Raw genomic sequence first — 25,261 nt, 5'->3', positions numbered from 1 at the left:
TCAGCGCACGGTGCCCAGCAGCGCCCGGGCGGTCTCCTCGCTGCCGGCGGCGACCAGCCGGATGAGCGTCCCGGTGTCCGGCGGCAGGAGCAGCGGCGCGCCGTCGGGATCCAGCGCCACCCCGCCGGCCGCGGCGAGCACGGCCAGCCCGCCGGCGACGTCGTGGACGTGGGTGCCGCTGCGGTCGACGTCGTGCCAGGCGGCCGCGGACCCGTCGGCGACCAGGCACAGGTCGACGGCAGTGCAGCCGGTGACCCGCACCCGGCGCAGGTCCGGCGGCACCGCGACGGCCTCTCCCGCCGGCGCGGTGGGGGCGACCAGTGTCCCGCCGGGTCGCGGCGCGATGGGCACGCCGTCACGGCGGGCGCCGGAGCCGGCCGCCCCGGCCCAGCGGCGCCCCGACGACAGGTCGGCGACCAGCCCGGCCACCGGGCGGCCGTCCTGGACCAGCCCCGCGGAGAACGCCCACGGCGGCAGGCCGGCGCGGAAGTTGCCGGTGCCGTCGAGCGGGTCGAGCACGACCCAGGGGGCGTCGTCGGCGACCTGCCGGTCGCGGCGCTCCTCGCTGAGCAGGGGAACGCCCAGCGGTGCCAGCACCTCCGCGGCGGCGGTGTGCGCGGCCTCGTCGGCGGCCAGCGCGGGGCTGCCGTCGTCCTTGACCCGGCCGGGGCCGGCGTCCCGGGCGAGCGCGACGGCGACCTCGACGCGGGTGGCGGCCAGCGCGGCCAGGTGCAGGAACCGCTCGGCCAGCGGCGCCTCCGGCGGGGGCGGCGGCACGGGGACCACGTCGTCCCCCGTCCGGATCGTGTCGCAGCCCCAGGCCGCGGCGGTGGCGAGCACGGCCGCGGCGTCGGCGCGCAGGCCGGCGCGGCGCAGCACGACCGCCTGGGCGGTGCCGTCGTCGTCCCACTCCCGCCGCAGCAGCGCCGTCCCGCCCTCGCCGACCAGCAGCCGCAGGCTGGGGTCGGTCAGCGCCGGGGCCAGCGCGGCCGGGGGCAGGCCGAGCGCCGCGCCGGCCGCGACCAGGTGCGGGCCACCCACCGCCACCGCGCCGGAGCCGGCGCCCGTCACCTGTCCCCTCCCGGCCGGGCCTGGCAGGCTGCGCCCATGACGAGGGCCGTGTTCGGCGCCAGCCTGCTGGTGCTGCTCGTGGAGGTCGCCGTGCTCGCGGTCGTGCTGCCCGAGCGGGTGCCGCTGCACTTCGCCGCGGAACTGACCGCCGACCGGTACGGCAGCCGGGCGGCGTTCCTGTGGGTGGCGGTGGGGACCGCCGCGGGGACGGCCGCGCTGTTCGCCGGGCTGGCCGCGTTCGTGCGGAGGGTGCGGCTGGAGCACGTCACCGTGCCGCACCCCGGGTACTGGAAGACGCCCGAGCGCGAACCGGAGCTGCGCCGCCGGCTGGTCGACGACCTGCTGCACGTCAGCACGGCGACGTTCCTCCTGCTGACGGGGGTGTTCGCGTTCGTCGGGCACGCGGCGCTCACCGGGAGCGACACGCTGTCCCCGGGAGCGGTGGTCCTGGTCGGCGTGTTCGTCGTCGGCGTCCTGGCCTGGGTCGGGCGGCTGTTCACCCACCGGTACCGCCCGCCGGCGCACGCCTCCTGACCCGGCGGCACCGACCGCTCAGCCACTGTTGCGCAGGGCGGTGGCGATGCCGTTGATGGTCAGCTGGATGTTGCGGCGGACCAGCTCGTCGTCGTCCCCGCCGCGGCGGCGGCGGAGCATCTCGACCTGCAGGTGGTGCAGCGGCTCCAGGTAGGGAAAGCGGTTGCGGATCGAGCGGGCCAGCGACGGGTTGTCGGCCAGCAGGTGGTCGTCGCCGGTGATCGCCAGCAGCATCCGGCAGCTGCGCTCGTGCTCGGCGGTGACCTGGTCGAACACCCGGTGCCGCAGCTCCTCGTCGGGCACCAGCTCGGCGTAGCGGGCGGCCAGCCCCAGGTCGGTCTTGGCCAGCACCATGCCCATGTTCGACAGCATCGTGCGGAAGAACGGCCAGCGCTCGTGCAGCTCGCGCAGCCGCGCCAGCCGATCCTCGTCCCCGGCCACCCAGCTCTCCAGCGCGGTGCCGGTGCCGTACCAGCCGGGCAGCATGATCCGCGCCTGCGACCAGCTGAACACCCACGGGATCGCCCGCAGGTCGGCGATGGAGTCGCCGGCCTTGCGCGACGGCGGCCGGCTGCCGATGTTGAGCTCCGCGAGCTCGCCGATCGGGGTGGCCGCCCGGAACCACTCGACGAACCCGGGGGTCTCGTGCACCAGCGCGCGGTAGGCCGCCCGGGCGCGCTCGGCGAGGTCGTCGAAGAGCGTGTACGCGTCCTCCGCCGCGTCCCCCAGGCCCTCGACGTCGAGCAGGGTCGCCTCCAGGGTGGCGGCCACCATCGCCTCGAGGTTGCGCCGGGCGCGGTCGGGCTCGGCGTACTTGGCGGCGATGACCTCGCCCTGCTCGGTGATCCGCAGCGCCCCGGACACCGCTCCCGGCGGCTGGGCCCGGATCGCGTCGTAGCTGGGCCCGCCGCCGCGGCCGACGGTGCCGCCACGGCCGTGGAACAGCCGCAGCCGGATGCCCTCGCGCCGGGCGACCTCGACGAGCGCCAGCTCGGCCCGGTACAGCGCCCAGTTGGCCGCCAGGTAGCCGCCGTCCTTGTTGCTGTCGGAGTAGCCGAGCATGACCTCCTGCACGTCCCCACGGTTGGCCAGCAGCGCCCGGTAGAGCGGCTGGCCGAGGACGGCGGTCATCGTCTCCGCCGCGCGGTGGAGGTCCTCGATCGTCTCGAACAGCGGCGAGATCCCGACCGGGCAGGTGGGGCCGTCCTCGCCGTCCGGGTCGAGCAGGCCGACCTCCTTGAGCAGGACGGCGACCTCGAGGACGTCGCTCACCGACTCGCACATGCTGATCACGTAGTTCGGGATCGCCCGCGGGCCGAGCGCGGCGACCTGCTCGGCGGCGGCGGTGAGCACGTCGAGCTCACCGCGGGCGGTGTCCGACAGCTGCGCGTCGGGCCGGACCAGCGGACGGCGCATCCGCAGCTCGCCGACCAGCAGCCCGACCCGCGCGTCCTCGTCCAGCGCCGCGTAGTCGGGGCAGACGCCGGCCCAGGCCAGCAGCTCGGCGAGCACCTCGGCGTGCACGGCGGAGTTCTGCCGCATGTCCAGCCCGCACAGGTGGAAGCCGAAGACCTCCACGCCCTCCCGCAGCCGCGCCAGGCGGTCGTCGGCCAGCGCGCCGGCGCCGTGGGTGCGCAGTGACGCGTCGATCGTCGCCAGGTCGGCCAGGAGCTCGGCGGGGGACTCGTAGGGCTCCAGGTCGGTGTGCGGCGGCGGACCCGGGACGTGCCCGAGCACTCGCTGCGCGGTGGCCGCCAGCCGGGCGTGCACGCCGTAGGTGGCGCGCCGGTAGGGCTCGTCGGCCCGGAACCGCGAGTCGTCGCGGGACGCCTCGGCGAGGCGGTACAGCTCCGGGGTCGGCGTGACCAGCCGGTCGGACATCGACAGCTCGTCGTGCAGCACGAGCAGCTCGGCGAGATGGTGGCCCAGCGCGGTCTCGGCCTGCCGGGTGCTGGCGCGGCGCACGGCGTCGGCGGTGACGAACGGGTTGCCGTCGCGGTCCCCGCCGATCCACGAGCCGGGCAGCAGCATCGGCCGGGGCAGCAGGTCGACCCCGGGCCAGCGCGCGCGCAGCGCCCGGCGCAGCTCGGCGTTGATCGCCGGCACCACCTCGAACAGCGACAGCTCGTAGTAGCGCAGCGCCTCGTCGATCTCGTCGGCCAGCCGCAGCCGGGACAGCCGCAGCAACGCCGTCTGCCACAGGGTCAGCACCGCCCGCTCCAGCTCGGCCGACCACTCCGGGTCCTCGGCCTCCCCCGGCGTGGAGCGGTCGCGGCGGCGGATCAGCTCGGTGACCTGCCGCTGCACGCGGAAGACCGTGCGCCGCCGCACCTCGGTCGGGTGCGCGGTGACCACCGGGCAGACCAGCGCGCCGGCGAGCTCCCGGGCCACGACGTCGGGGTCGAGCCCGGCGGCGTCGAGCAGGTCGAAGGTCGCGGCCAGGCTGCCCTCCTGCGGCGGGGAGCCCTCCCGGCGGTGGAAGCGCCGGCGCCGCTCGTGGTGGAGGTCCTCGGCGAGGTTGGCCAGCAGGGAGAAGTGGCTGAACGCGCGGATCACGTGGTTGGCCGAGCGGATGTCGAGGTCGCCCAGCCGGTCGGCGAGCTCGGCGCGGTCGACCTCCGAGCGGCGCACCCGGAAGGCCTCCACCCGGGTGGCCTCGACCAGCTCCAGGACGTCGTCCCCGGACTGCTCGCCGATCACCTCGCCGAGGACCCGGCCCAGCAACCGGATGTCCTCACGCAGCGGGGCGTCGGCGTCGTCCCCCGACTCTCCCCCGTGGTGGCGCAGGTCGGCGACGTCGACGGTGGCTTCCGACACCGGTGCAGTATCGACCGCCCGTGTGACGGGCGCGTGTCCTGGGGACCTCCCCCCCGTGCAGCGCCTCACCGCCTCCCCCGCCGCCCCGCCCGCCGCCGAGCACGGGGAGGGCCCCACCTGGGACGCCGTCCGCGGCGAGCTGCTGTGGGTGGACATCACCGCCGGGGCGGTCCGCCGCGCCGCGGTCTCGGCCGACGGCGCGCTCACCGAGACCGCCGTCGCCCGGGGCGGGAGCACCGTGGGCGCCGTCGTCCCGGCGGCCGACGGCGGTTGGCTGCTCGCCGCGGACGGCGGGTTCACCCACCTGGCCCAGGACGGCACCGCTCGCCCGCTGATCGCGCTCGCCGGCGAGGGTGGCACCCCCGAGGACGGCGGCACCCGGATGAACGACGCGAAGTGCGACCGGGCCGGACGGTTCTTCGCCGGGACGATGGCCTTCGACCAGCGGCCCGGCGCCGGCACCCTGTACCGCCTCGACCGCGACGGGACCGTCACCACGGTGCTCGACGGGCTCACCGTCTCCAACGGCATCGGCTGGTCGCCCGACGACTCGGTCGTGTACCTCGCCGACTCCGGGCCAGGCCTCGTGCACGCCTTCGACTACGACCCGGCCGACGCGTCGTTCCGCCACGGCCGGGTGCTGCTGGACCTCTCCGGGGACGACGGCGTGGCCGACGGGCTGACCGTCGACGACGAGGGGTGCCTCTGGACAGCGCTGTGGGGCGCCGGACAGGTGCGCCGGTGGTCGCCGACGGGCGACCTGCTCGCGGTCGTCGACGTGCCGGTGGCCCAGACGTCGAGCTGCGCGTTCGCAGGGCCGGGGCGGGACCTGCTGGTCATCAGCACGTCCGCCGAGGGGATGGACGACGCCGCGCGGGCGGCCCAGCCCGACGCGGGGCGGCTGTTCACGGCCCGCCCCGGGGTGACCGGCCCGCCGGCGTCCCCCTACCGCGGTCCGCTCGGCAACCTGCGCCAATAGGAGGACCCCTTCCCCACCACTCGCAGGCTCGCGGCGGGCCCCTGCAGGGGGCCGGGCGCGGGACGAACGGTGAGGGGGCGTCCTCCTTCAGCCGTCGAGGTCGCGCAACGCCTGGGCGGCCAGGTCGTCGCCGTCGGCGGCCCCGAGCCGCAGGTGCTCCACCGCGCCGTCGAGGTCGCCGCGCTGGGCCAGCAGCACCGCCAGGTTGTGGTGGCAGTAGGTGTCCCCGGCCGCGATGCCCGCCCGGTAGGCCTCCTCGGCCGCCTCCTCGTCGTGCAGCTCGTCGGCGTACAGGTTGCCCAGCGGCAGCCAGGCCTGCGCCTCCCCGAGCTTCGCCCCCCGCTCCAGGACGAACCGCGCCTCCGCGGGCCGGCCGGTCTCCCGCAGCAGGGCGGCCAGCGCCACGCGGGTGCCGGGGAAGTGCCCCTGCCCGGCCCGCAGGTCCGCCTCCAGGGCCGGGTCCTGGGTCTCCCGCCACCGCCAGCCGGCGACCACCGCGGCGGCCATCGGGTCCCCGGTCCCGGCCACCTCGCCGGCGACGGTCAGCGCCTGCTCCCGCTCGCCCTGCTCGTGGAGGAGGAAGGCCAGCTGCAGCGCCCCCTGGGGATCCCCGGCCGCACCGGCGCCCCGGTAGGCCTCCATCGCGCCGGCGAGGTCTCCGAGCTCCTCGAGCACCAGCCCGAGGTTCACCCAGGCGTCGCGCTCACCGCCGGCCAGCGCGCGCTCGTAGGCGTCGACGGCCTCCTCGACCTGGCCACGGGCGGCCAGGGTGTTGCCCAGGTTGAACCAGCCCAGCGAGGCGCCGAGCTCGGCCGCGCGGCGGAAGCAGTGTTCGGCGTCCCGGTCGCGCCCGGCCTCGGCCAGGTCGCAGCCCAGCTCGATGATCACGTCGGCGTCCCGGCAGGCGCGCAGCCGCCGGAGGCGCCCGTCGAGGTCCCTCCCCATGGCGGTGATCATCGGGTCACCGGGACCGCCGCGTCGTCCCCCGACGGTGGCGTCTCACCCCTCGGAGGCGGTGCGCCGCCTCACCCGCCGAACGCCTCCCGCCAGGCCGGCATCAGCGTCCGCCGGCTCCACTCGAGGAACGGGGCCTGCTGGTCCCCGCCGATCTGCACCAGGGCGAGGTGGGTGAAGCCCGCGTCGGCGTACTCCTTGGCGGCGGTGATCACCGCGTCGACGTCGTCCCCGCAGGGGATGCTCCCGGCGACGTCCTCCTCGCGGACGAACTGGCTGGCCGAGTCGAAGGCCTGGGTCCCGGGCAGCTCGGCGTTGACCTTCCAGCCCAGGCCGAACCAGCGGAACAGCGTGTGCGCGCGGGTGACCGCGGCGGCCCGGTCGGTGTCGTAGCAGATCGGCATCTGCCCGATCCGCGGCTTGCCGGCCCCACCGGCCGCGTCGAACTGCTCGCCGAGCTCGGCGTTCGGCTCGACGGCGATCATCGCGTCGGCCAGCTCGCCGGCGATCCGGCAGGACTGCGGCCCGGAGACGGCGATGCCGATGGGCACCCGCTTCTCGGGCAGGTCCCAGAGCTTGGCCGACTCGACCTCGAAGTGCTCGCCCCGGAAGTTGCAGTACCCGCCGTCGAACAGGTCGCGGATGACGTGCACGGCCTCGACCAGCATCTCCTGCCGGACGTCGGCCGGCGGCCAGCCCGTGCCGACGACGTGCTCGTTGAGGTTCTCCCCCGCGCCGAGGCCGAGGGTGAACCGCCCGTCGGAGAGCAGCTGGAGGGTCGCCGCCTTCTGCGCGACGACGGCGGGGTGGTACCGGAAGGTCGGGCAGGTGACGTAGGTCGTCAGCGGGATGCGGCTGGTCGCCTGGGCGGCCGCGCCGAGCACCGTCCAGGCGTGCGGCGCGTGACCCATCTCGTCGAGCCACGGGAAGTAGTGGTCGCTGCAGACCGAGAAGTCGAAACCCGCCTCCTCGGCCCCCACCACGTGACCGACCAGGTCCTTCGGCCCGGCCTGCTCGGTCATCATCGTGTAGCCCAGCTGCATCGCCATGCCGCCGGGCTACCCGCAGTGGGCGGGACGCAACCGACTCGCGTACCGCCCACCGCGGCCCCGCCCAGGGCTTCGCTGCGGCGGGGTCCTTCTTCAGGCGCCCTCGGCCCGCAGCGCCTCCCGGATCTTCGTCCGGCCGCTGGTGCGCAGCAGCGCGCCGGCGTACACCCGTCCGCCGAGGCGCACGATCAGCGCGATCGCCACCAGCATGAGGACGACGGCCAGCGCCACCTCCCAGGCCGCGGCCTCCCCCGCCGCCTGCCGCACCGGCATGACCAGCGGCGAGAGGCCCGGCACGTAGGAGGTCACCGTGGCCAGCGTGCTGGTCGGGTCGCCCGCGGCCTGGATCGCGACGATGAACCCGACCACCAGCAGGATCGTCGTCGGCGTGAGCACGCTGCCGAGGTCCTCCTGCCGGCTGACCAGGGACGCCGCCACGGCGAACACCGACGCGTAGAACGCGTAGCCGAGGACGAACCAGGCGACCACGGTGAGCACGGTGCTGATCAGCTCGCCGGGCACCGCGACGACGTCGAAGGCCAGGGCCCCGCCGACCCCCACGACCCCGATGACGATGATCTGCCCGAGGCCGAGGACGCCCAGGCCGATGATCTTGCCCGCGAGCAGCTGCCAGGGCCGCATGGTCGCCAGCAGGAGCTCCACCACCCGGCTGGACTTCTCCTCCACCACCCCCTGCGCGACGAACTGGGCGAAGAGGATCAGCAGCCCGTAGAGGACCGCCACGCCGATGACGGCCACGACCACGCGCTGGCCGTCATCAGCCGCGCCGTCCAGCGGCGTGACCGCGACCTCCGGCAGGGACTGCAGGTCCACGCCGGCCTCCAGCAGCCGGTCGGAGATGGCCACGCTGCTGACCGCGCCGCCGACGACGGCCTCCATCGTCGCGTCGCGCTCCTCCACCAGCAGCTCCGGGGCGGTGCCGGTGCCGTCGAGCAGCGCCCCGTCGACCTCGCCGTCCTCGACGGCGGACCGGGCGGCGGCCCCGTCGGGGTAGGTGATGATCTCGACGTCCACGCCGACGGCCTCGCCCTGCGCCTGGATCGCGGGCCCCAGCTGGGCGGTGTCGCCCACGATGCCGAGCCGCCCCTCGGCGCCGCCGGAGTTGACGACCACCTGGAACGCCATCACGCCGATCAGCAGCAGGATGATCACGACCGAGCTGATGATGAAGTTCTTGTCGCGGATGCGGCTGCTGATCTCGCGGCCGGCGACCAGCCGCACCAGGGCGGCACTCGACGGGGTGCGCGGCTCGGTCACGCCGCCACCTCCTCACGCTCGGGAGCCGGATCGGCCACGGCCTCGCGGAACAGCTCGACGAGGGTGGGCTCCCGCCAGGCGAAGTGGGTGACCCGGCCGGTGCGCAGCGCCGCGGCCAGCACGGCCTGGTCGTCGCTGCCGCCGTCCAGCTCGAGCAGGGTGTCCCCGGCCTGCTGGGAGACCACCCGCACGCCGGGCAGCGCGGCCGCCCAGCCCTGCGGCGCGTCGGGGACGACCACCCGCAGCAGGCGGCCGGCCTCCCGCCGGCGCAGCTCGGCGACCGTGCCGGAGGCGACCATGTGCCCGCGGGCGAGGATCCCGACCGAGTCGCACAGCCGCTCGACCAGGTCCAGCTGGTGGCTGGAGAAGACGACCGGGACGCCGTCGCGGACCTGCTCGAGCAGCGCCTCGGCGAGGGCGTCGACGCCGACCGGGTCCAGGCCGGAGAAGGGCTCGTCGAGGATGAGCACCTCGGGCCGGCTGACCAGCGCCGCGGCCAGCTGGACGCGCTGCTGGTTGCCCAGCGACAGCTTCTCCACCTGGTCACGGCGGCGCGGGCCCAGCCCCAGCCGCTCGGCCCAGTGCTCCGCGGCGCGGGTGGCGGCCGCGGCGTCCAGGCCGTGCAGCCGGGCGAAGTAGGCCAGCTGCTCACCGACCCGCATCTTCGGGTACAGGCCGCGCTCCTCGGGCATGTAGCCGATCCGGCGGCGCACCGCCTGGTCCAGCGGCCGGCCCTGCCAGCGGACCTCGCCGGCGTCGGCGCGGGCCAGGCCCATGGCGATCCGCATCGTGGTGGTCTTGCCCGCGCCGTTGGCCCCGCAGAACCCGAACATGGAGCCCGGTGCGACGGAGAACGACACCCCCTCGAGCACCCGGTGCGACCCGTAGGTCTTGACCAGACCGTCGAACTCCAGCACCGCACTCCCCAGGACGTCGTCTACCGGTGGTCACCGAAACTATCGGCTGGACCGCGGCGGACCTGGAGTCGGCTCAGAAGGCCTTCGCCAGTTCCCGCGCCTCGGCATGGGCTGCCTGCCGGCCCGTGTCGGCGTCGGCCGTGGCGAGGTCCGGCCGGAAGTGCACCTCCGCGACGTCGCCGATGCCGGCCCACTGCAGCCAGTCGCGCAGGTAGGGCGCCTGGAAGTCGGCGCCGAAGGCGGGCCCGCGGCCGGGGCCGTAGACCCCGCTGGTGTAGACCACGGCGGCCTTCTTGCCGGTGAGCAGGCCGGTGTACCCGGCCTCCGGGTCGAAGGAGAAGACCATGCCGGGCTGGCTGACCACGTCGATGAACTGCTTGAGCACGTAGGGGATCCCGGCGTTCCACATCGGCACGCTGAACAGGTACCGGTCGGCGGAGGCGAACCGCGCGAAGGTCGCCCGGGCCGCCGACCAGGCGCGGCCCTGCTCCCCCGTGGGCGTGTCCCCGGCGAACACGGTCATCTTGGCGCCGGCGGCGGCCGGCCCGAACTCCGGCAGGGTGCCGTCCCACAGGTCGAAGGTGTCGACGACGGCGTCCGGGTGGACCTCCCGGTAGGTGGCGAGGAACGTGCGGGCGATGGCGAGGGACTCCGAGCGCTCGCCGCGGGGCGAGGACGAGATGTGCAGCAGGCGGGTCATTCCGGACTCCTGGGACGTCGGGACCGCGGCGGGGTGCCGCGACGTCCCGGACCCTCCGCACCCGGCTGTCACGCGGCTGTCGGGCCCGTGACAGCCGGCCGGCTCAGGGCAGCAGGGCCAGCAGCTCGGGGACCGGCCGGTCGCGTCCGGCCGATGCCAGCCGGTCGAACGCCCCGTCCAGGGCGGCGCGGACCGCGGCCTCGGTCGCGCCGACCAGGCGCTGCTGGAGCGGGAGGAGGGGCAGCGCGTACCGGGCCCGCTGCGCTGCCGCGGCGCCGAGCAGGCGGGCGGCGTCCTGCGGCCGGTCCTCGGCGCGCGCGGTGTCGGCCAGCAGCTCGAGCCCCTCGGCGACGGCCGCCCGGTGGCACAGCTCCAGCGCCCGCCGGACGCCCTGCCGGTAGCGGGCCCGCGCGCCCGTGACGTCCCCGCGGCCGGCCCGCACCCGCCCCTGGGTGAGCAGGGCCGCCACGACCCCCTCGGGGTAGCCGAGCCGCTCGAACAGTCGGTGGCCGGCGAGGCCGAGCCGTTCGGCCTCGTCCAGGTCGCCGACGAACAGCGCGCAGCGGGCCGACTGCTCCAGCGCCAGGGCGGTGAGGTGCTCGTCGCCGGCCCGCGCGAGCACGTCCTCGGCGGCGCCCAGCCACGTCCGCGCGCCCTGCGGGTCGCCCGCCTCGAGCGCCGTGCGGGCCCGCAGCACGAGGGCCAGCGCCGCGCCGCCGTCGTCGGCAGCCGAGCGGAACAGCGCGATCGAGTGGTCCTGCGCCGCGGCCGCGCCGGGCAGGTCGCCGAGGGCCCAGCGGGCGGTGCCGACGTGCAGCAGGCTCTCCGCCTCGTTGCGGGCGTCCCCCAGGTCGGCGAAGACCTCCGCCGCCGCGGCGGCCTCCCGCTCGGCGACGGCGAGCCGGCCGAGCGACTCCGCGTGCGTGCCCGCGGCCAGCCGCAGCAGCGCCGTCGTCCGGACCTCGTGCGGGCCGGCGGCCAGTGCCGCGGCGATCCACTCGGCCGCCTCGGCGAACCGGCCGTCGAAGGACCACGCCCACGACAGCGAGCAGACCAGCGCGGCGCCGGTGGCGGGGTCGGCCGCGGGCGGCGTGAGGCAGGCCGTCAGGGCGGCGCGCAGGTCCGGCGCGGCCAGGCGCAGCTCGGCCAGCCACCCCTCCTGGTCGGCGCCATGGATGTTCCGGTCGGCGTCCCGGGCGAGGTCGGCGTACCAGCGGGCGTGCCGGGCCCGCGCGTCCCGGCCCTCCGCGGGCCCCCGCGCGGCCAGCCGCTCGGCGGCGTACGCCCGGACGGTGTCGAGCAGCCGGAACCGGTCCTCCCCCGCGACCGCGAGCAGGGAGTGCGCCACGAGCGCGAGCAGCGGCTCCAGCGCGTCGCCGGGAAGCCCGGCACCAGCCACCTCGACGGCGGCCTCGACCGGGAACGGCCCGGCGAACACCGACAGCCGGTCGAGGACGAGCGCCTCCTCGGCCGAGAGCAGCTCGTAGCTCCAGTCGATGGCCGCGCGCAGCCCCGCGTGCCGCCCGGACCGGCCCCGCCCGCCCCCGACCAGCCGCAGCCGGTCGGTGAGCAGCGCGGCGATCGTCCGGGGGCTGAGCGCCCCGGCGGCACCGGCGGCGAGCTCGAGCGCCAGCGGCAGGCCGTCCAGGAGCCGGCAGACGGCGGCGACGTCCGCGGCGTTGCGGGCGTCGAGCGCGAAGCCCGGCCGCACCGCGGCGGCCCGCTCGCAGAACAGCGCGACGGCGGCCGACCGCGCGACCGCAGCCGGGTCGCGCTCACCCTCCCCGGGCAGCGCGAGCGGCGGGACCGGGTGCACCCGCTCGCCCCGCACACCGAGCGGACGGCGGCTGGTGGCCAGCACCCGCAGACCCGGGCAGCCGGCGACCAGCCCGGTCACGAGGTCCGCCGCCGCGGCCAGCACGTGCTCGCAGGTGTCCAGGACCAGCAGCACCTGCCGGCTCCCGACCGCCCGCAGGAGCCCGTCCACCGGGTCGGTCCCGGGCGGGAGGGGCAGGCCCGCGGCGCCGGCCACGGCGGCCGCGACGCCGGCCGGATCGGCGCCGGCGCCGGTCAGCCCGCTGAGGTCGGTCCACCACGTCTCGCCCGCCCGGGAGCCGGCGAGCTCGACCGCGAGCCGGGTCTTCCCCGCCCCGCCTGGTCCGGTCAGCGTCAGCAGCCGGGACGCGGCCAGCGCCGCGCCGGCCGCGGCGAGGTCGTCGTCCCGGCCGAGCAGGGCCGTCAGCGGCACCGGCACCGGTGCGGGCGCGCGACCGGCCGGGCCGGCCGGCTCCTCGTCGGCGGTCGCGGGGGCCGGTCCGGTCGGCGGCGCGACGGCCGGCGCGGTCCCGACCGACGGCAGCAGCCCGGGGTCCTGGCGCAGCACCCGCTCGGCCAGCCGGCGCAGCTCGGGGCCGGGGTCGAGTCCGAGCTCCTCGGCGAACACCCTCCGGGTCCGGTCCAGGGCGGCGAGCGCCTCGGCCTGCCGGCCGGACCGGTAGAGCGCGAGGACCAGCTGCTCGGCGAAGTGCTCCCGGAACGGGTGCTCGCGCACCAGCTCGCCGAGGTCGGGCACCGCCTCGGCGTGCCGGCCCAGCGCCAGCAGGGCGTCGCCGCGCAGCTCGGCGGCAGTGAGCCGCAGCTCGCCGAGCCGGGCGATCTCACCCTGCGCGTAGTCGTCCTCGGCCGCCTCGCTGAGCGGGCGGCCGCGCCAGAGCGCGAGTGCCTCGCCGGCGAGCCGCAGCTGCTCCGGTGCCTCGGGAGCGGCCTGCGCGCCGCGGACCAGCTGCTCGAAGCGGAACGCGTCCACCCGGGCGGGGTCGACCAGCAGCCGGTAGCCGGCCGCGCTCCACTCCAGGCGCAGCTCGTCGCCGGCGAGCACGCGGCGCAGGTAGGACACGAGGACCTGCAGGGCGTTGTCCGCGTTGACCGGCGGCCGGGTTCCCCAGAGCTGGTCGACCAGCGTGGCCGGGGACACCGGCGTGCCCCGCTGCAGGAGCAGCGACAGCAGCAGCCGCCGGGGCCGGCCCCGGCGCACCGGCACCACGTCGCCGTCCCGCCGGACCTCCAGCGGACCGAGGACGAGGACGTTCACCGGCGCGCAGCGTACTGCGCCCGCGCGCGCCGGCGGGGCCGGGGGGGCGCGGCGGGGCCGCCACGCCCGGCCCCCGATCCACCCCCAACGGCCGCCCACCACGCGCGCCCCCGCCCCCACCCCCCGCCGCCCCCGCCCCCCCCGCCCCGGCGGCCCCGGCGCACCCCGCCGACCCCCCCCCCCCCCCCCCCCCCCCCCCCCCCCCCCCCCCCCCCCCCCCCCCCCCCCCGCGGCCACCACGGCCGGCGCACGGTTCAGCGCGCCGGGACCGCCTCGAGGGGAGCCGCCTCCGCCACCGGCGGCAGCCGCCGGGCCACCGCCACGGCCGCGACCGTGGCGACCACCGCCGCCAGCGGCTGGACGACGCTGCCCACGATGCCGGCGGGGTAGAAGACGACCAGCGCCGCGGCGAGGACGACGCCGGGGACCCGCAGGCCAGGGCCGCTGCGCCCGATCCCCGCCCCCAGCAGCACGGCGCCCACCGTCCAGGCGACCAACGCCACCGCGGCGGTGGCGAACAGCTCGGGGCCGTAGACGTCGGCGTCCACGGCCTCGATGCCCTCGACGCCGGCGCGGGCGGCCCGGCCGATGGCCGGCTGGGCGAACGCCGCGACACCGAACACGGCCGTGTTCAGCACGGTGGCCAGCACGGCCGCGGCGGCACCGGCGAGGGTCCGGCCGGGCCGGCCGCTCGGCCGCGCGGCCAGCAGGGCCACGCTCGCCGTCCCCACGATGCCCACCGCCGCGCCCAGGACGCTGGCGCCGAGGTGGCTGGCCAGGAACGTCGGCCCGGTGACGTACTCGGCATAGCCGGCGAAGTCGGCGCGCGGGTCGGGCTGGTGGGTCACGGTGCCCACGGCGAGCAGCGCGGTGGACACGGGCAGGCCCCAGATCCCGGCGGTGAGCGCCCGCCGGACCGGGTCGGTGCGGATGGACACGGGAGTTCCTCTCCAGGGGGCGCCCCGGGCGGGCGTCGGTGCCGGCCACCGTCCGCGGGGCGCTGTCACGCGGCTGTCACGGCCGCGCAGCCGGACGGCGCTGACCGCGCCGTCCCGCCGCGACCGCAGGCCCTGCGGTTCCGGCCCGCCTGCGGTGGAATCGGGCCATGAGCCAGGAGAACGTCCCCGCGCAGCCGCCGACCGGGGTCGGGCTGGACGGCCTGCGCTCGGCCGCCGCCGGGTGCACGGCGTGCGAGCTGTGGCAGGGCACCACGCAGACGGTCTTCGGCGAGGGCCCGGAGACCGCGCGCATCGTGTTCGTCGGCGAGCAGCCCGGCGACCAGGAGGACCGCAAGGGCGAGCCGTTCGTCGGCCCGGCCGGGCGGCTGCTGGACAAGGCCCTCGCCGAGGCCGGCATCGAGCGGCAGGACGCGTACGTCACCAATGCGGTCAAGCACTTCCGCTTCACGCAGAAGGGCAAACGCCGGATCCACCAGACGCCGGGGCCGGAGCACCTGCGGGCCTGCCGGCCGTGGCTGGAGGCGGAGTTCGAGGTGCTCAAGCCCGAGGTGGTCGTCTGCCTGGGCGCGACGGCGGCCAAGGCGCTCATCTCGCCGTCGTTCCGGATCACGAAGGACCGCGGCCAGCTCATCCCGTGGACCGCGCCGGGGGTGGCCGCCGCGGAGGGCGAACCGGCCGACGACGACGAGGACGCGCCGCACCAGACCTGGATGCTGGCCACCACGCACCCGTCGGCGATCCTGCGCACGCCCGACGAGTCCCGCGACGCCGCCTACGACGCCCTCGTCGCCGACCTCCGGGTGGTCGCCGGCGCGCTGGCCTGAGAGGGGCCCCCGGGCGGGACGGCGCGGGGCCGGTTAGGAAGGACCCGGTCCCGGCCGGTCGTCGCCACTCTCGGGGGCTGGTGAGGTCGGCCGGGACTCCCCTGCCCGCACGGTCGCCTGCGCCGAGCGCGAGGCCCGGAAGGTCCAGAAGGACGGCACGACCAGGGCCACCACGACCATCGCGACCACGATGACGATCCCGCCGGAGACCATCGCGGCGGTCACGCCGGCCGCGCTCGCGATCGCCCCGGCGCGGAGGTCGCCCAGCCGCGGGCCGCCGGTGACGACGACGATGAAGACGCCCTGCATCCGGCCGCGCATGTGCTCCGGGGCGGCCAGTTGCAGCATCGACGAGCGCAGCACGGCGCTGACCATGTCCCCCGCGCCGGCGACCGCCAGGCACAGCACCGCCAGCCACAGCGTCGGCGCGAAGCCGAAGCCGACGATCGCCACGCCCCAGACCGCGATCGCGACCAGCACCACAGCGCCCTGCCGGTCGACCCGCGACACCCACCCGGAGGTCAGCCCCATCAACAGCGCGCCGATGGACACGCCGGCGAACAGCCAGCCCAGGCTGTTGGGCGAGTCGGCGTAGCGGCCCTGCGACAGCTCCGGGAACACCGCCTGCGGCCAGGCGAAGAGCATCGCGATCACGTCGACGACGAAGGTCATCAGCAGCACCGGCTGGGTGCGCAGGAACGTGAAGCCCTCCCCCACCCCGCGCACGGCAGCGCCCAGCCGCAGCGGCCCGGCGTCGTGCCCCGGCGGCAGGGGCGGCAGCCCGCGCAGCAGCAGCACGGCGACGACGAAGCCGAGCGCGTCGACGGCGTAGGTGATCGGCAGGTCCCCGACCGCGATGAGGACGCCGGCGAGCAGCGGCCCCACGATGACCCCGACCTGGCGCACGGTCATCGACAGCGCGTTGGCCGCCGGCACGCCCTCGGGCCCCACGAGCGCCGGGATGACCGCGCTGCGGGTCGGCTGATTGACCGCGGTGAAGCCGGAGACGCACGCGGTCAGCACCCACAGCACGGCCAGGTTCCCGCCGCCGGGCAGCAGCGCCTGGACGGCGAGCAGGGCACTGGTCACCGCCGAGCCGACGCCGGTGACCAGCATCAGCCGCCGGCGGTCCATGGCGTCGGCGATCGCCCCGCCGAGCAGGCCGAAGGCGATCAGCGGCACGAGCGCGACGACGGAGGTCACGCCGACCAGCAGCGACGAGCCGGTGAGCTCGTAGACCTGGTACGGGACGGCGACCAGCGTCATCTGCTGGCCGAGCATCGTCGCCGCGACGCCCCAGAACAGGCGCCGGTAGTTCGCGTTGCGCAGCGGCGTGGTGTCGATCGCCCAGGCGCGGCGGCTCCTCGGCTCCGCCGGCACCGGCTCCTCCACCGGGCCGGCCCCCTCCACGGGGTCGACCGGCCACTGCTGGGGGTCGTCCCCGGACGCGCTCACGACGTCACCCGTCCACTCCCGCCCGGCGGGACGGCAGAGCCGCTCACGGCGCGAGCCGCTGGACCACCCAGCCGCCCCCCTCGGCGTCGTCGCGGACGAACCGGATGCGGTCGTGCAGCCGGTCGGCCCCGCCCTGCCAGAACTCCACCCGCTCGGGCACCACGCGGTAGCCACCCCAGGCCTCCGGCCGCGGCAGCGGGCCCTCCCCGGTGTCGGCGTCCAGCCGGCGCAGCCGCTCCTCGAGCTCCTCGCGGGAGTCGACGACGGTGGACTGGATCGAGGCGGCCGCGGCCAGCTGGGCGCCGCGCGGACGCGGGTCCCACAGGTCGTCGGAGGCCGCGCCGCCGACGCGCTCCACCCGGCCGGCGACCCGCACCTGCCGCTGCAGCGCGTGCCAGGGGAAGACCAGCGCCGCCCGCGGGTTCACCGCCAGCTGGGCGCCCTTCGCCGACGCGTAGCTGGTGCCGAAGACGAAGCCGTACTCGTCGTAGCCCTTGACCAGCACGATCCGCGCGTCGGGGGCGCCGTCGGCGTCCGCGGTCGCCACCACGACGGCGTTGGGCTCGGGCAGCTCGGCGGCCACCGCGTCGGCGAACCACCGGTCGAACTGCTCGACCCACGTGGGAGCCAGGTCGGACTCGCGCAGACCCTGCGTCTCGTAGTCCCTGCGCATGCGGGAGAGGTCGGGCACGGGACTCATGCTGTCACCGGCGGTTCCGGCAGGCGCGCACACCGAGTCGGCCCTGCCCACCCCCCGCCCCGGCTGCCCCGGGCGTGTCCGGACGGCCTAGGGTCTGGTCGCAGTCGTGTGCCCGCCCCGAGTGGGTCACGAGTCCCGCGCGCAGAGGAGCATGCGAGATGGCCGACGACTTCAAGCCGGGGCTGGAGGGCGTCATCGCCTTCGAGACCGAGATCGCCGAACCGGACAAGGACGGCGGCGCGCTGCGCTACCGGGGCGTCGACATCGAGGACCTCGTGGGCAAGGTCACCTTCGGCAACGTCTGGGCGCTGCTGGTCGACGGCAAGTTCGGCCCCGGGCTCCCCCCGGCCGAGCCGTTCCCGATCCCGGTGCACACCGGCGACGTCCGCGTCGACGTGCAGGCCGCCCTCGCCATGCTCGCCCCGGTCTGGGGCTACCAGCCGCTGCTGGACATCAGCGCCGAGGAGGCCCGCGAGGAGCTGGCCCGCGCCGCGGTGATGGCGCTGTCCTACGTCGCGCAGTCCGCCCGCGGCATCGGCGTCCCCGCCGTTCCGCAGAAGCGCATCGACGAGGCCGCGACCATCGTCGAGCGGTTCATGGTCCGCTGGCGCGGCGAGCCCGACCCCCGCCACGTCGCCGCCGTCGACGCCTACTGGACGTCGGCCGCCGAGCACGGCATGAACGCCTCCACCTTCACCGCCCGGGTCATCGCCTCCACCGGGGCCGACGTCGCCGCCGCTCTCTCCGGCGCGATCGGGGCCATGTCCGGCCCGCTGCACGGCGGCGCCCCCTCGCGCGTGCTGCACATGCTCGACGGCGTGGAGAAGGAGGGGGACGCCGACAAGTACGTCAAGGCCCTCCTGGACCGCGGCGAGCGGCTGATGGGCTTCGGCCACCGCGTCTACCGCGCCGAGGACCCCCGCGCCCGCGTGCTGCGCAAGGCCGCCCAGCAGCTGGGCGCGCCCCGCTTCGACGCCGCCCTGGCGCTGGAGCAGGCCGCGCTCAGGGAGCTGCGCGAGCGCCGCCCGGACCGGCCGATCGAGACCAACGTGGAGTTCTGGGCGGCGATCGTCCTGGACTTCGCCGAGGTGCCCGCGCACATGTTCACGTCGATGTTCACCTGCGCCCGCACCGCCGGCTGGTGCGCGCACATCCTCGAGCAGAAGAACACCGGCCGCCTGGTGCGCCCGTCGGCGCGCTACGTCGGCCCGGCGCCGCGCCGTCCCGAGGAGGTCGAGGGCTGGGACACCATCCAGACCAAGGCCGTCGACGAGGCCACGCCGGCCTGAACAAGTAGAAGGACCCCGTCCCTCTCCCCCCTCGCAAGCTCGGGGCGAGCCTCCGGACGGGGCCAACCGACCCCCGAGAGGCAGTTCCCCCGGATGAGCATCAGCATCCCCGCCGACCTCCTGCCCGCTGACGGCCGCTTCGGCTGCGGCCCGTCGAAGGTCCGTCCCGAGGCGCTGCAGGCGCTCGCCGACAGCGGCGCCACCCTCATGGGGACCTCGCACCGCCAGGCCCCGGTCAAGGGCCTGGTCCGCCAGGTGCGCGAGGGGCTGACCGAGCTGTTCGACCTGCCCGACGGCTACGAGGTGGTGCTCGGCAACGGCGGGACGACGGCGTTCTGGGACGCGGCGATCATCGGCCTGATCCGCGAGCGCAGCGCCCACGGCACCTACGGCGAGTTCTCCGCGAAGTTCGCCTCCGGTGTGGCCGAGGCCCCGTTCCTCGCCGACCCGGTCGTCGCCAAGGCCGAGCCCGGCTCGCTGGCGCTGCCGAAGGCCACCGACGGCGTCGACGTCTACGCCTGGGCGCACAACGAGACCTCCACCGGGGTGATGGCCCCGGTGCAGCGCCCGGCCGGCACCGACGACGCCCTCGTGCTCATCGACGCGACCAGCGCCGCGGGCGGCCTGCCGGTCGACGTCTCGCAGACCGACGTCTACTACTTCGCCCCGCAGAAGAACTTCGGCGGGGACGGCGGGCTGTGGATCGCCCTGATGTCCGGCGACGCGCTGGCTCGGGTCAGCGAGATCAAGGCCTCCGGCCGCTGGGTCCCCGGCTTCCTCGACCTGTCGATCGCGGTCGACAACTCCGGCAAGGACCAGACCTACAACACGCCCGCGGTCGCGACGCTGTTCCTGCTGGCCGACCAGATCCGCTGGCTGCTGTCCCTCGGCGGCCTCTCCGGGGCCGTGGCCCGCACCCAGGAGTCCTCCCGCCGGCTCTACGGCTGGGCCGAGCAGTCCGAGTACGCCACGCCGTTCGTGACCGACCCCGACCACCGCTCCCTCGTCGTCGGGACGATCGACTTCGCCGAGTCGGTCGACGCGGCGCAGGTGGCGAAGGTGCTGCGGGCCAACGGGGTCGTCGACGTCGAGCCCTACCGGAAGCTGGGCCGCAACCAGCTGCGGGTGGGCATGTTCCCGGCCGTCGACCCCGACGACGTCAGCGCACTGACCGCCTGCATCGACTTCGTCGTCGGCAAGCTGTAGGAGCGCCACAGCGGAGTGTGAGAGGGCGGGTTTCCTGCACTCCCACACTCCGCTGGCGGCCCCGTAGTCGCGCCACGCCGGGCGAGCCTGCCCCCTCGCCCGGCCCCGCGCGGATAGCCTCGGGACCCGGAGCCGTCTCTGCCGAGCCGGCCGCCCCGACCCGTGCAGACCACCAGGAGGCCGCCCATGCGCACGCTGCGGCTCGTGGCGCTCTCCGACGACGGGAAGAGCCTGGTGCTGGCCCTCGACGGCGCCGAGCCCGGCGAGGAGGGCGAGCGGTTCGAGCTGCCCATCGACGAGCGGGTCCGCGCCGCCGCCCGTGGCGACGCCCGCCGGCTGGGTCAGATCGACGTCGAGATCGGCGTCAGCCTGCCCCCGCGGGTCATCCAGGCCCGCATCCGCGCCGGGGAGACCCCCGAGCAGGTCGCCCAGGCCTCCGGCATCCGGGTCGAGCGGATCATGCGCTTCGCCCACCCGGTGCTGCAGGAGCGGGAGCGGGTGGCCGAGCAGGCCCGCGAGGCCCGCGTCCGGCTCTCCGACGGCACGCCGGCGGTCCCGCTCCAGCAGTTCATGTCCGAGCGGCTGCGGCTGCTCGGCGCCGACCTGGACGCCGTCCGCTGGGACGCGTTCCGGGCCGCCGACGGCACCTGGCAGGTCACCGCCGCCTGGCAGGCCGGCGCCAAGTCCGGCGTGACACGCTGGGCCTACGACATCCCGGCCCGCACCGTCACGCCGGTCGACGCCGCGACCACCGACTTCGCCGAGGGCACCCGCCTGGTCCGGGTCGTCCCGCACGTGCCGGCCGAGCGGCCCGCACCGGTGCACCGCGGCCGGCCGGTCGCCGTCGTCCCCGACGACGACGGCGTCGCCGCCCCCGCGTCCTCCTCGCGGCTGGCCTCGGACGAGGACGCCGACGACGAGCACGTGCGCCCGGTCCTGCCGCAGGACGTGCGCACGGGTGAGCGGCGCACCGATGCGTCGTTCGACGACGACATCGCCGAGCACGACACCGTCGTCCTGGGCCGCCCGGGCGGCGACGGGGACGACGACGAGGACCCGCGCGCCCGCATCCCGGCCTGGGAGGACATCGTCTTCGGGGTCCGCCGGCACCGCTGACCCGCCGCGGAACAGGGCCGACGCGTCCCCCGTTCCAGCAGAGACAGGAGGTGGGCCATGTCAGCTTCGGTGTCCATGCCGCTCGGTGGCGTGCAGGTGGGGTCCTACGACAGCTACGAGCAGGCTCAGGCTGCCGTCGACTACCTGGCCGACGAGAAGTTCGCGGTCGAGAACGTCACGATCATCGGCTCGGACCTCAAGCAGGTCGAGCGCGTGACGGGTCGGCTGACCTGGGGCCGGGCGATCGCTGCCGGCGCCGCAGCCGGGGCGTGGTGGGGCCTGTTCGTCGGCCTGCTGCTGGGCATCTTCGCGCCCAGCGGCAGCAACTGGGTGGGCTCGGTCCTGCTCGGCCTGCTCATCGGCCTGGTCTTCGGCGCGCTGTTCGGCGCGATGGGCTACGCGGCCACCCGCGGACGGCGGGACTTCACCAGCACCAGCGCGATCGTCGCCGGCCGCTACGACGTGATGTGCAACCCGGCCCGGGCCGAGGACGCCCGCGCCCTGCTCGCCCGCTTCTCCCTCCGGGGTTGAGGAAGGACCCCGTCCTCCTCACCGCTCGCAGGCTCGCGGCGAGCCTCTGGACGGGGCCAGCTCAGCGGAGGGTGGCGAAGGCGACCGCGGCCGCGGCGGCCACGCCGAGGGAGTCCACGCCGGCCCGCATCGGGATCCGCGCTCGCACCCGCGCGGCCCGCTGCGCCTCCTCGGTCAGCCCCGGGCCCTCCGCTCCCAGCAGCACCGCGGTGCGGGGGTGGGCGCGGGGGTCGACCGCGGCGAGGTCCACGGCGTCGGGCGCCGGGGTGAGCGCGACGGTCAGGTAGCCCGCCTCGTGCAGCCGCTCGAGCCCGCCCGGCCAGTCCGGCAGGACGGCGAACGGCAGCGCGAGCACGTGCCCCATGGAGACCCGCACGGAGCGCCGGTACAGCGGGTCGGCGCAGCGCGGGTCCAGCAGCAGCCCGTCCACCCCGAGGGCGACCGCCGACCGCGCGATGGAGCCCAGGTTCTCCGCGTCGTTGAGCGCCTCGAGCACGGCCAGGCGCCGCGGTGCGGCCGGGTCGGGGCCGGTCAGCAGCGCGTCGAGGTCGTCCGGTGGACGGCGGTCGGCCGAGGCGAGCACGCCGCGGGTCAGCCGGAAGCCGATCACCTCCGACAGCACCCACTTGTCCGCCTCGTAGGCCGGGACGCCCTCCGGGAGGTCCAGCGCGGCCACCCGTCCGGGCACGCCGAACACCGCCCGCACGCGGTACGGCGAGGCCAGCAGCCGCTCCACCGCCGGGACGCCCTCGACGATCACCGGCCCGGTCCCCCGCTCGGTGCCCGGCCGCCGGTCACCGGACTTGAGGTCGCGGAAGTCGGCCACCCGCTCGTCGGCGGGGTCGGTGATCAGCGCGGGGACGGCGGGCACGACGTCGATCCTCCCAAGCGGCCCAGGGCACCTAGCGCGGCAGGCGGGCCAGCTGACGGCTCTGCGCGACCAGTCGGCCGGTGGAGTCCCAGATGCGGTAGTCCTCGTCGAGCCAGCCGCCGGCGACCTCGCCCGCCCGCGCCTCGACCAGGCACCAGCCCGGCGCCGGCAGCGCGCGCACCAGCACCTGCAGCTGCACCGTCGGCGCCCACCCGAACCGGCCGACCGCCCAGCTGGTCGGCGGAAGCACGTCGGCGAACAGCAGCAGCGCGAGCGGGTCGGGCTCGCGGCCGTCGGCCAGGCGCACCCAGCCCCGCACCAGGGGCTCGTCGCCGGGGCGGCCCGTGGCCCAGCCGGCGGTGACCGGGTCCAGCCGGGTGTGCACCCGCGTCCGCAGCCCTACGTCCGGCAGCGGCACGGCCGACGGACCGTCGTCCACGGCCGGGAGGCAGTCCTCCACGGGCGTCGCACCCGGCGGCGGGGCTGCGGAGTACGCCGGCGGCTCGTCGGGCAGCGTCGCCGTCGTCGCCTGGACCGCGAGCGTGGGGCCGTCGGCGCCGGCGAGGACGACCGAGGAGTGCGCCAGCGTCCGGCCCGCCGGCCCCGGGGTGACGTCGAGCGAGACGCGGCCGGGTGCGGTGGGCCGCAGGAAGCTCGCCGACAGCGCCACCGGGTGCGGGTGCGGGCCGGCGGCCAGCGCCGCCCGGGCGACCACGGCGAGCAGGTAGCCCCCGTTGAGGACGCCGCCGCCGACGTCCCACCCGGGGTCGAGGTCGGCGGCCAGGCCCCCGCCCTCGGTGCGGGTCACCGCGGTGGCGGCGTCGAACTGGAACGGCCCGGGGTCGGTCTGCGGCACGGCCCCGAGACTGCCAGGGTGGTCCCCCGTGGAGCACACGCACCTGGGGCGCAGCGGCCTGTCGGTCTCCCGCCTCTGCCTGGGGACCATGAACTTCGGCTGGAAGACCGCCGAGCCCGACGCGCACGCGATCATGGACCGCGCGCACGACGCCGGCGTCAACTTCTTCGACACCGCCAACACCTACGGCTTCGACGCCGGCAAGGGGCGCACCGAGGAGGTCCTCGGCACCTGGTTCGCCCAGGGCGGCCGGCGGCGCGAGAAGACCGTCCTGGCCACCAAGGTGTACGGCTCGATGACCGACTGGCCGAACGACACCTTCCTCTCCGCCCGCAACCTCGTGCGCTCCTGCGAGGCCTCGCTGCGGCGGATGCAGACCGACTGGATCGACCTCTACCAGTTCCACCACGTCGACCTGGCCACGCCGTGGGAGGAGATCTGGCAGGCCTGCGAGACCCTCGTCGCCCAGGGCAAGGTGCTCTACGTCGGCTCCTCCAACCACGCCGCCTGGCAGATCGCGGCCGCCAACGAGGCGGCGGCGCGGCGGCACTTCGTCGGCCTGGTCAGCGAGCAGTCCCACTACAACCTGCTCACCCGGCACGTCGAGCTCGAGGTGCTGCCGGCGGCCCAGCACTACGGCGTCGGGGTCATCCCGTGGAGCCCGCTGGCCGGCGGCCTGCTGGCCGGCGTGCTCGCCCAGGAGGGCGGCGACCGCCGGCGGTCCCGCGAGGAGCGCATCGAGCGGCACCGGCCCGCGCTGCAGGCCTACGAGGACGCCTGCCGGGAGTGGGGCCTGGCGCCGGCGGACGTCGGCGTCGGCTGGCTGCTGCACCGGCCTGGGGTCACCGCGCCGATCGTCGGGCCCCGCACGATGGAGCAGTTCGAGGGGTCCCTGGCGGCGCTCGACGTCTCCCTGGACGAGGCGCAGCTGGCCCGCCTCGACGAGATCTTCCCCGGGTACCGGCCGGCGCCGATGGAGTACGCCTGGTGACGGACCCCGCTCCCCCCACTCGCAGGCTCACCGCGGAGCCGGTCCATCACCTCTCCACCGGCCAGACCGCCCGGCGGTCGTAGCGGGGCATGGGGCCCAGGTGGCTCTCCCACAGCTCGACCTCGGTCACCGGCCAGCTCGGCCCGCGGTAGTCGGCCAGCCGGTCGGGCAGGTCGCCGTCGCCGGGGTGGCCGGGACGCCAGCGGCCGAGGGTCAGGTGCGCCCGGAACGGCCGGTCCTCCACCGGCAGCCGCAGCGAGCGCGCCACGCGGGCCAGCCGCGCGGCCAGGGCCCCGAGCACCTCGCCGTCCCCCGCGACGCCCGCCCAGCACACCGAGGGCCGCCGTCGCGAGCCGAACCGGCCGCCGCCGGCCAGTCGCAGCGTGAGCGGTGGCGTGGCCGCGACCGCCGGGCCGGCCGCCTCGACCAGGGGCGCCACGGTCTCGCCGGGGACCTGGCCGAGGAACAGCAGGGTCAGGTGCCAGCGCTCCGGAACGGTCCAGCGGGGGCCGCCCGGGGACGCGCGCAGCGGCTCGAGGACACGGTCCAGGTCGGCGCGCGCCGCAGCCGGCGGCGTGACGGCGAAGAACAGCCGGTGGCCCCGCGGGCCGGCGTCGGACGGGCTCAGCGGCCGACCACCAGTCCGGCGTCGGCCAGCGCGGACTGCAGGCGCAGCCGCTCCGCGTCGCGGGCGCTCCCGGAAGGCCGATCGGTCAGGGTGTGCGGCACCTCGAGGATGCGCGCGGCCTCGAGCAGGACGTCGTCGTAGGCCGCCTGCAGACCGCGCCGCCGGGCCATCGGGGCCCCGGCGGGCACCCGGGCCAGCTGACCGGAGAGCCGGCGCAGGTCGGCGGCCACCAGCTCGATCGGCCGGGACGACGGCGTCGCCTGGACCCGCGGCGTGCGGCGCACCGGCAGCCGTGCCGACCCGAACACCAGCCGAGCGAGCCAGCCCAGCAGGCCCACGGCCCCGACCACGCCGACGACGATCGACCCGAGGTGGAGCAGCTGTGCAGCCATGCCGCCTCCGCGGAGGACTCGACGGGCGCGTGGCGACACCGTACGACGGCGCG

At 76.5% G+C, this 25,261-nt stretch carries 23 protein-coding genes; 8 read left to right on the top strand and 15 right to left on the bottom strand.

The window, feature by feature from the left end:
• Entirely contained in the window at positions 1-1,071 is a 1,071-nt protein-coding gene (locus ACI79D_RS04540; RefSeq protein ID WP_456917123.1) for an inositol monophosphatase family protein, read from the bottom strand.
• Positions 1,072-1,107: 36 nt separating this feature from the next.
• On the opposite strand from ACI79D_RS04540, the gene ACI79D_RS04535 reads away from it, so the two are divergent.
• Positions 1,108-1,605 (top strand): DUF1648 domain-containing protein, encoded by a 498-nt coding sequence (locus tag ACI79D_RS04535; protein WP_456917122.1) that lies wholly within the window; start codon positions 1,108-1,110, stop codon positions 1,603-1,605.
• A gap of 18 nt (positions 1,606-1,623) precedes the next feature.
• Here ACI79D_RS04535 and ppc read toward each other — a convergent pair whose 3' ends face one another.
• A complete protein-coding gene (ppc, locus tag ACI79D_RS04530; RefSeq protein ID WP_456917121.1) occupies positions 1,624-4,422 on the bottom strand; it encodes a phosphoenolpyruvate carboxylase in 2,799 nt (932 codons plus the stop codon).
• 55 nt (positions 4,423-4,477) lie between these two features.
• Here ppc and ACI79D_RS04525 point away from each other — a divergent pair, with 55 nt between their 5' ends.
• On the top strand, positions 4,478-5,401 hold the full coding sequence (locus ACI79D_RS04525; RefSeq protein WP_456917120.1) for an SMP-30/gluconolactonase/LRE family protein: 924 nt from the start codon (positions 4,478-4,480) through the stop codon (positions 5,399-5,401).
• 87 nt (positions 5,402-5,488) lie between these two features.
• Here ACI79D_RS04525 and ACI79D_RS04520 read toward each other — a convergent pair whose 3' ends face one another.
• From ACI79D_RS04520 to ACI79D_RS04490, 7 genes are all read right to left on the bottom strand, one after another.
• The gene (locus ACI79D_RS04520) at positions 5,489-6,358 is read right to left on the bottom strand and encodes a tetratricopeptide repeat protein (protein WP_456917119.1); all 870 of its coding nucleotides are present in this window, start codon (positions 6,356-6,358) and stop codon (positions 5,489-5,491) included.
• Between the two features lie 68 nt (positions 6,359-6,426).
• The gene (locus ACI79D_RS04515; RefSeq protein ID WP_456917118.1) at positions 6,427-7,404 is read right to left on the bottom strand and encodes an LLM class F420-dependent oxidoreductase; all 978 of its coding nucleotides are present in this window, start codon (positions 7,402-7,404) and stop codon (positions 6,427-6,429) included.
• Positions 7,405-7,497: 93 nt separating this feature from the next.
• The gene (locus ACI79D_RS04510; protein WP_456917117.1) at positions 7,498-8,682 is read right to left on the bottom strand and encodes an ABC transporter permease; all 1,185 of its coding nucleotides are present in this window, start codon (positions 8,680-8,682) and stop codon (positions 7,498-7,500) included.
• Positions 8,679-9,599 carry an ABC transporter ATP-binding protein gene (locus ACI79D_RS04505; RefSeq protein ID WP_456917116.1) on the bottom strand — a complete coding sequence of 307 codons (921 nt, stop codon included), beginning with the start codon at positions 9,597-9,599 and terminating at the stop codon, positions 8,679-8,681. The genes ACI79D_RS04510 and ACI79D_RS04505 overlap by 4 nt, the downstream gene beginning before the upstream one ends.
• A 73-nt stretch (positions 9,600-9,672) precedes the next feature.
• Positions 9,673-10,299, bottom strand: coding sequence for an FMN-dependent NADH-azoreductase (locus tag ACI79D_RS04500; protein WP_456917115.1), 627 nt, complete (start codon positions 10,297-10,299; stop codon positions 9,673-9,675).
• A gap of 103 nt (positions 10,300-10,402) precedes the next feature.
• Positions 10,403-13,390: a BTAD domain-containing putative transcriptional regulator gene (locus ACI79D_RS04495; RefSeq protein WP_456917114.1), complete on the bottom strand. Its 2,988-nt coding sequence runs from the start codon at positions 13,388-13,390 to the stop codon at positions 10,403-10,405.
• A gap of 254 nt (positions 13,391-13,644) precedes the next feature.
• Positions 13,645-14,328, bottom strand: a complete 684-nt coding sequence (locus tag ACI79D_RS04490) for a hypothetical protein (protein ID WP_456917113.1) — start codon at positions 14,326-14,328, stop codon at positions 13,645-13,647.
• 167 nt (positions 14,329-14,495) lie between these two features.
• On the opposite strand from ACI79D_RS04490, the gene ACI79D_RS04485 reads away from it, so the two are divergent.
• Entirely contained in the window at positions 14,496-15,173 is a 678-nt protein-coding gene (locus ACI79D_RS04485; protein WP_456917112.1) for a UdgX family uracil-DNA binding protein, read from the top strand.
• 33 nt (positions 15,174-15,206) lie between these two features.
• On the opposite strand, the gene ACI79D_RS04480 is transcribed toward ACI79D_RS04485, so the two are convergent.
• Positions 15,207-16,628 carry an MFS transporter gene (locus ACI79D_RS04480; protein WP_456917111.1) on the bottom strand — a complete coding sequence of 474 codons (1,422 nt, stop codon included), beginning with the start codon at positions 16,626-16,628 and terminating at the stop codon, positions 15,207-15,209.
• Between the two features lie 43 nt (positions 16,629-16,671).
• Positions 16,672-17,328 (bottom strand): pyridoxamine 5'-phosphate oxidase, encoded by a 657-nt coding sequence (gene pdxH, locus ACI79D_RS04475; protein WP_456917110.1) that lies wholly within the window; start codon positions 17,326-17,328, stop codon positions 16,672-16,674.
• A 158-nt stretch (positions 17,329-17,486) separates the two neighbouring features.
• Here pdxH and ACI79D_RS04470 point away from each other — a divergent pair, with 158 nt between their 5' ends.
• The 4 genes from ACI79D_RS04470 (at position 17,487) to ACI79D_RS04455 (ending at position 21,470) form a co-directional block, all read left to right on the top strand.
• Complete coding sequence (locus tag ACI79D_RS04470; RefSeq protein ID WP_456917109.1) at positions 17,487-18,617, top strand: citrate synthase 2; 1,131 nt, start codon at positions 17,487-17,489, stop codon at positions 18,615-18,617.
• Between the two features lie 93 nt (positions 18,618-18,710).
• A complete protein-coding gene (serC, locus tag ACI79D_RS04465; RefSeq protein ID WP_456917108.1) occupies positions 18,711-19,823 on the top strand; it encodes a phosphoserine transaminase in 1,113 nt (370 codons plus the stop codon).
• Positions 19,824-20,009: 186 nt separating this feature from the next.
• A complete protein-coding gene (gene sepH / locus ACI79D_RS04460) occupies positions 20,010-20,939 on the top strand; it encodes a septation protein SepH (RefSeq protein ID WP_456917107.1) in 930 nt (309 codons plus the stop codon).
• 57 nt (positions 20,940-20,996) lie between these two features.
• Entirely contained in the window at positions 20,997-21,470 is a 474-nt protein-coding gene (locus tag ACI79D_RS04455; RefSeq protein WP_456917106.1) for a general stress protein, read from the top strand.
• A gap of 61 nt (positions 21,471-21,531) precedes the next feature.
• Here ACI79D_RS04455 and ACI79D_RS04450 read toward each other — a convergent pair whose 3' ends face one another.
• Both ACI79D_RS04450 and ACI79D_RS04445 read right to left on the bottom strand, forming a co-directional pair.
• The gene (locus ACI79D_RS04450) at positions 21,532-22,341 is read right to left on the bottom strand and encodes a TrmH family RNA methyltransferase (RefSeq protein ID WP_456917105.1); all 810 of its coding nucleotides are present in this window, start codon (positions 22,339-22,341) and stop codon (positions 21,532-21,534) included.
• 31 nt (positions 22,342-22,372) lie between these two features.
• Complete coding sequence (locus tag ACI79D_RS04445) at positions 22,373-23,197, bottom strand: thioesterase family protein (RefSeq protein ID WP_456917104.1); 825 nt, start codon at positions 23,195-23,197, stop codon at positions 22,373-22,375.
• A 28-nt stretch (positions 23,198-23,225) separates the two neighbouring features.
• Between ACI79D_RS04445 and ACI79D_RS04440 the strand changes: the two genes are divergently transcribed.
• Positions 23,226-24,188, top strand: a complete 963-nt coding sequence (locus ACI79D_RS04440) for an aldo/keto reductase (RefSeq protein WP_456917103.1) — start codon at positions 23,226-23,228, stop codon at positions 24,186-24,188.
• Between the two features lie 46 nt (positions 24,189-24,234).
• Here ACI79D_RS04440 and thpR read toward each other — a convergent pair whose 3' ends face one another.
• Both thpR and ACI79D_RS04430 read right to left on the bottom strand, forming a co-directional pair.
• Positions 24,235-24,780, bottom strand: a complete 546-nt coding sequence (gene thpR, locus ACI79D_RS04435) for an RNA 2',3'-cyclic phosphodiesterase (protein WP_456917218.1) — start codon at positions 24,778-24,780, stop codon at positions 24,235-24,237.
• Between the two features lie 32 nt (positions 24,781-24,812).
• Positions 24,813-25,208, bottom strand: coding sequence for a hypothetical protein (locus tag ACI79D_RS04430; RefSeq protein WP_456917102.1), 396 nt, complete (start codon positions 25,206-25,208; stop codon positions 24,813-24,815).
• Positions 25,209-25,261 lie beyond the last annotated feature (53 nt).

This window comes from Geodermatophilus sp. SYSU D00708, from assembly GCF_054050115.1.
The sequence above is the reverse complement of the archived record's forward strand: the minus strand, read 5'-3'. Positions and strand labels throughout refer to the sequence as shown.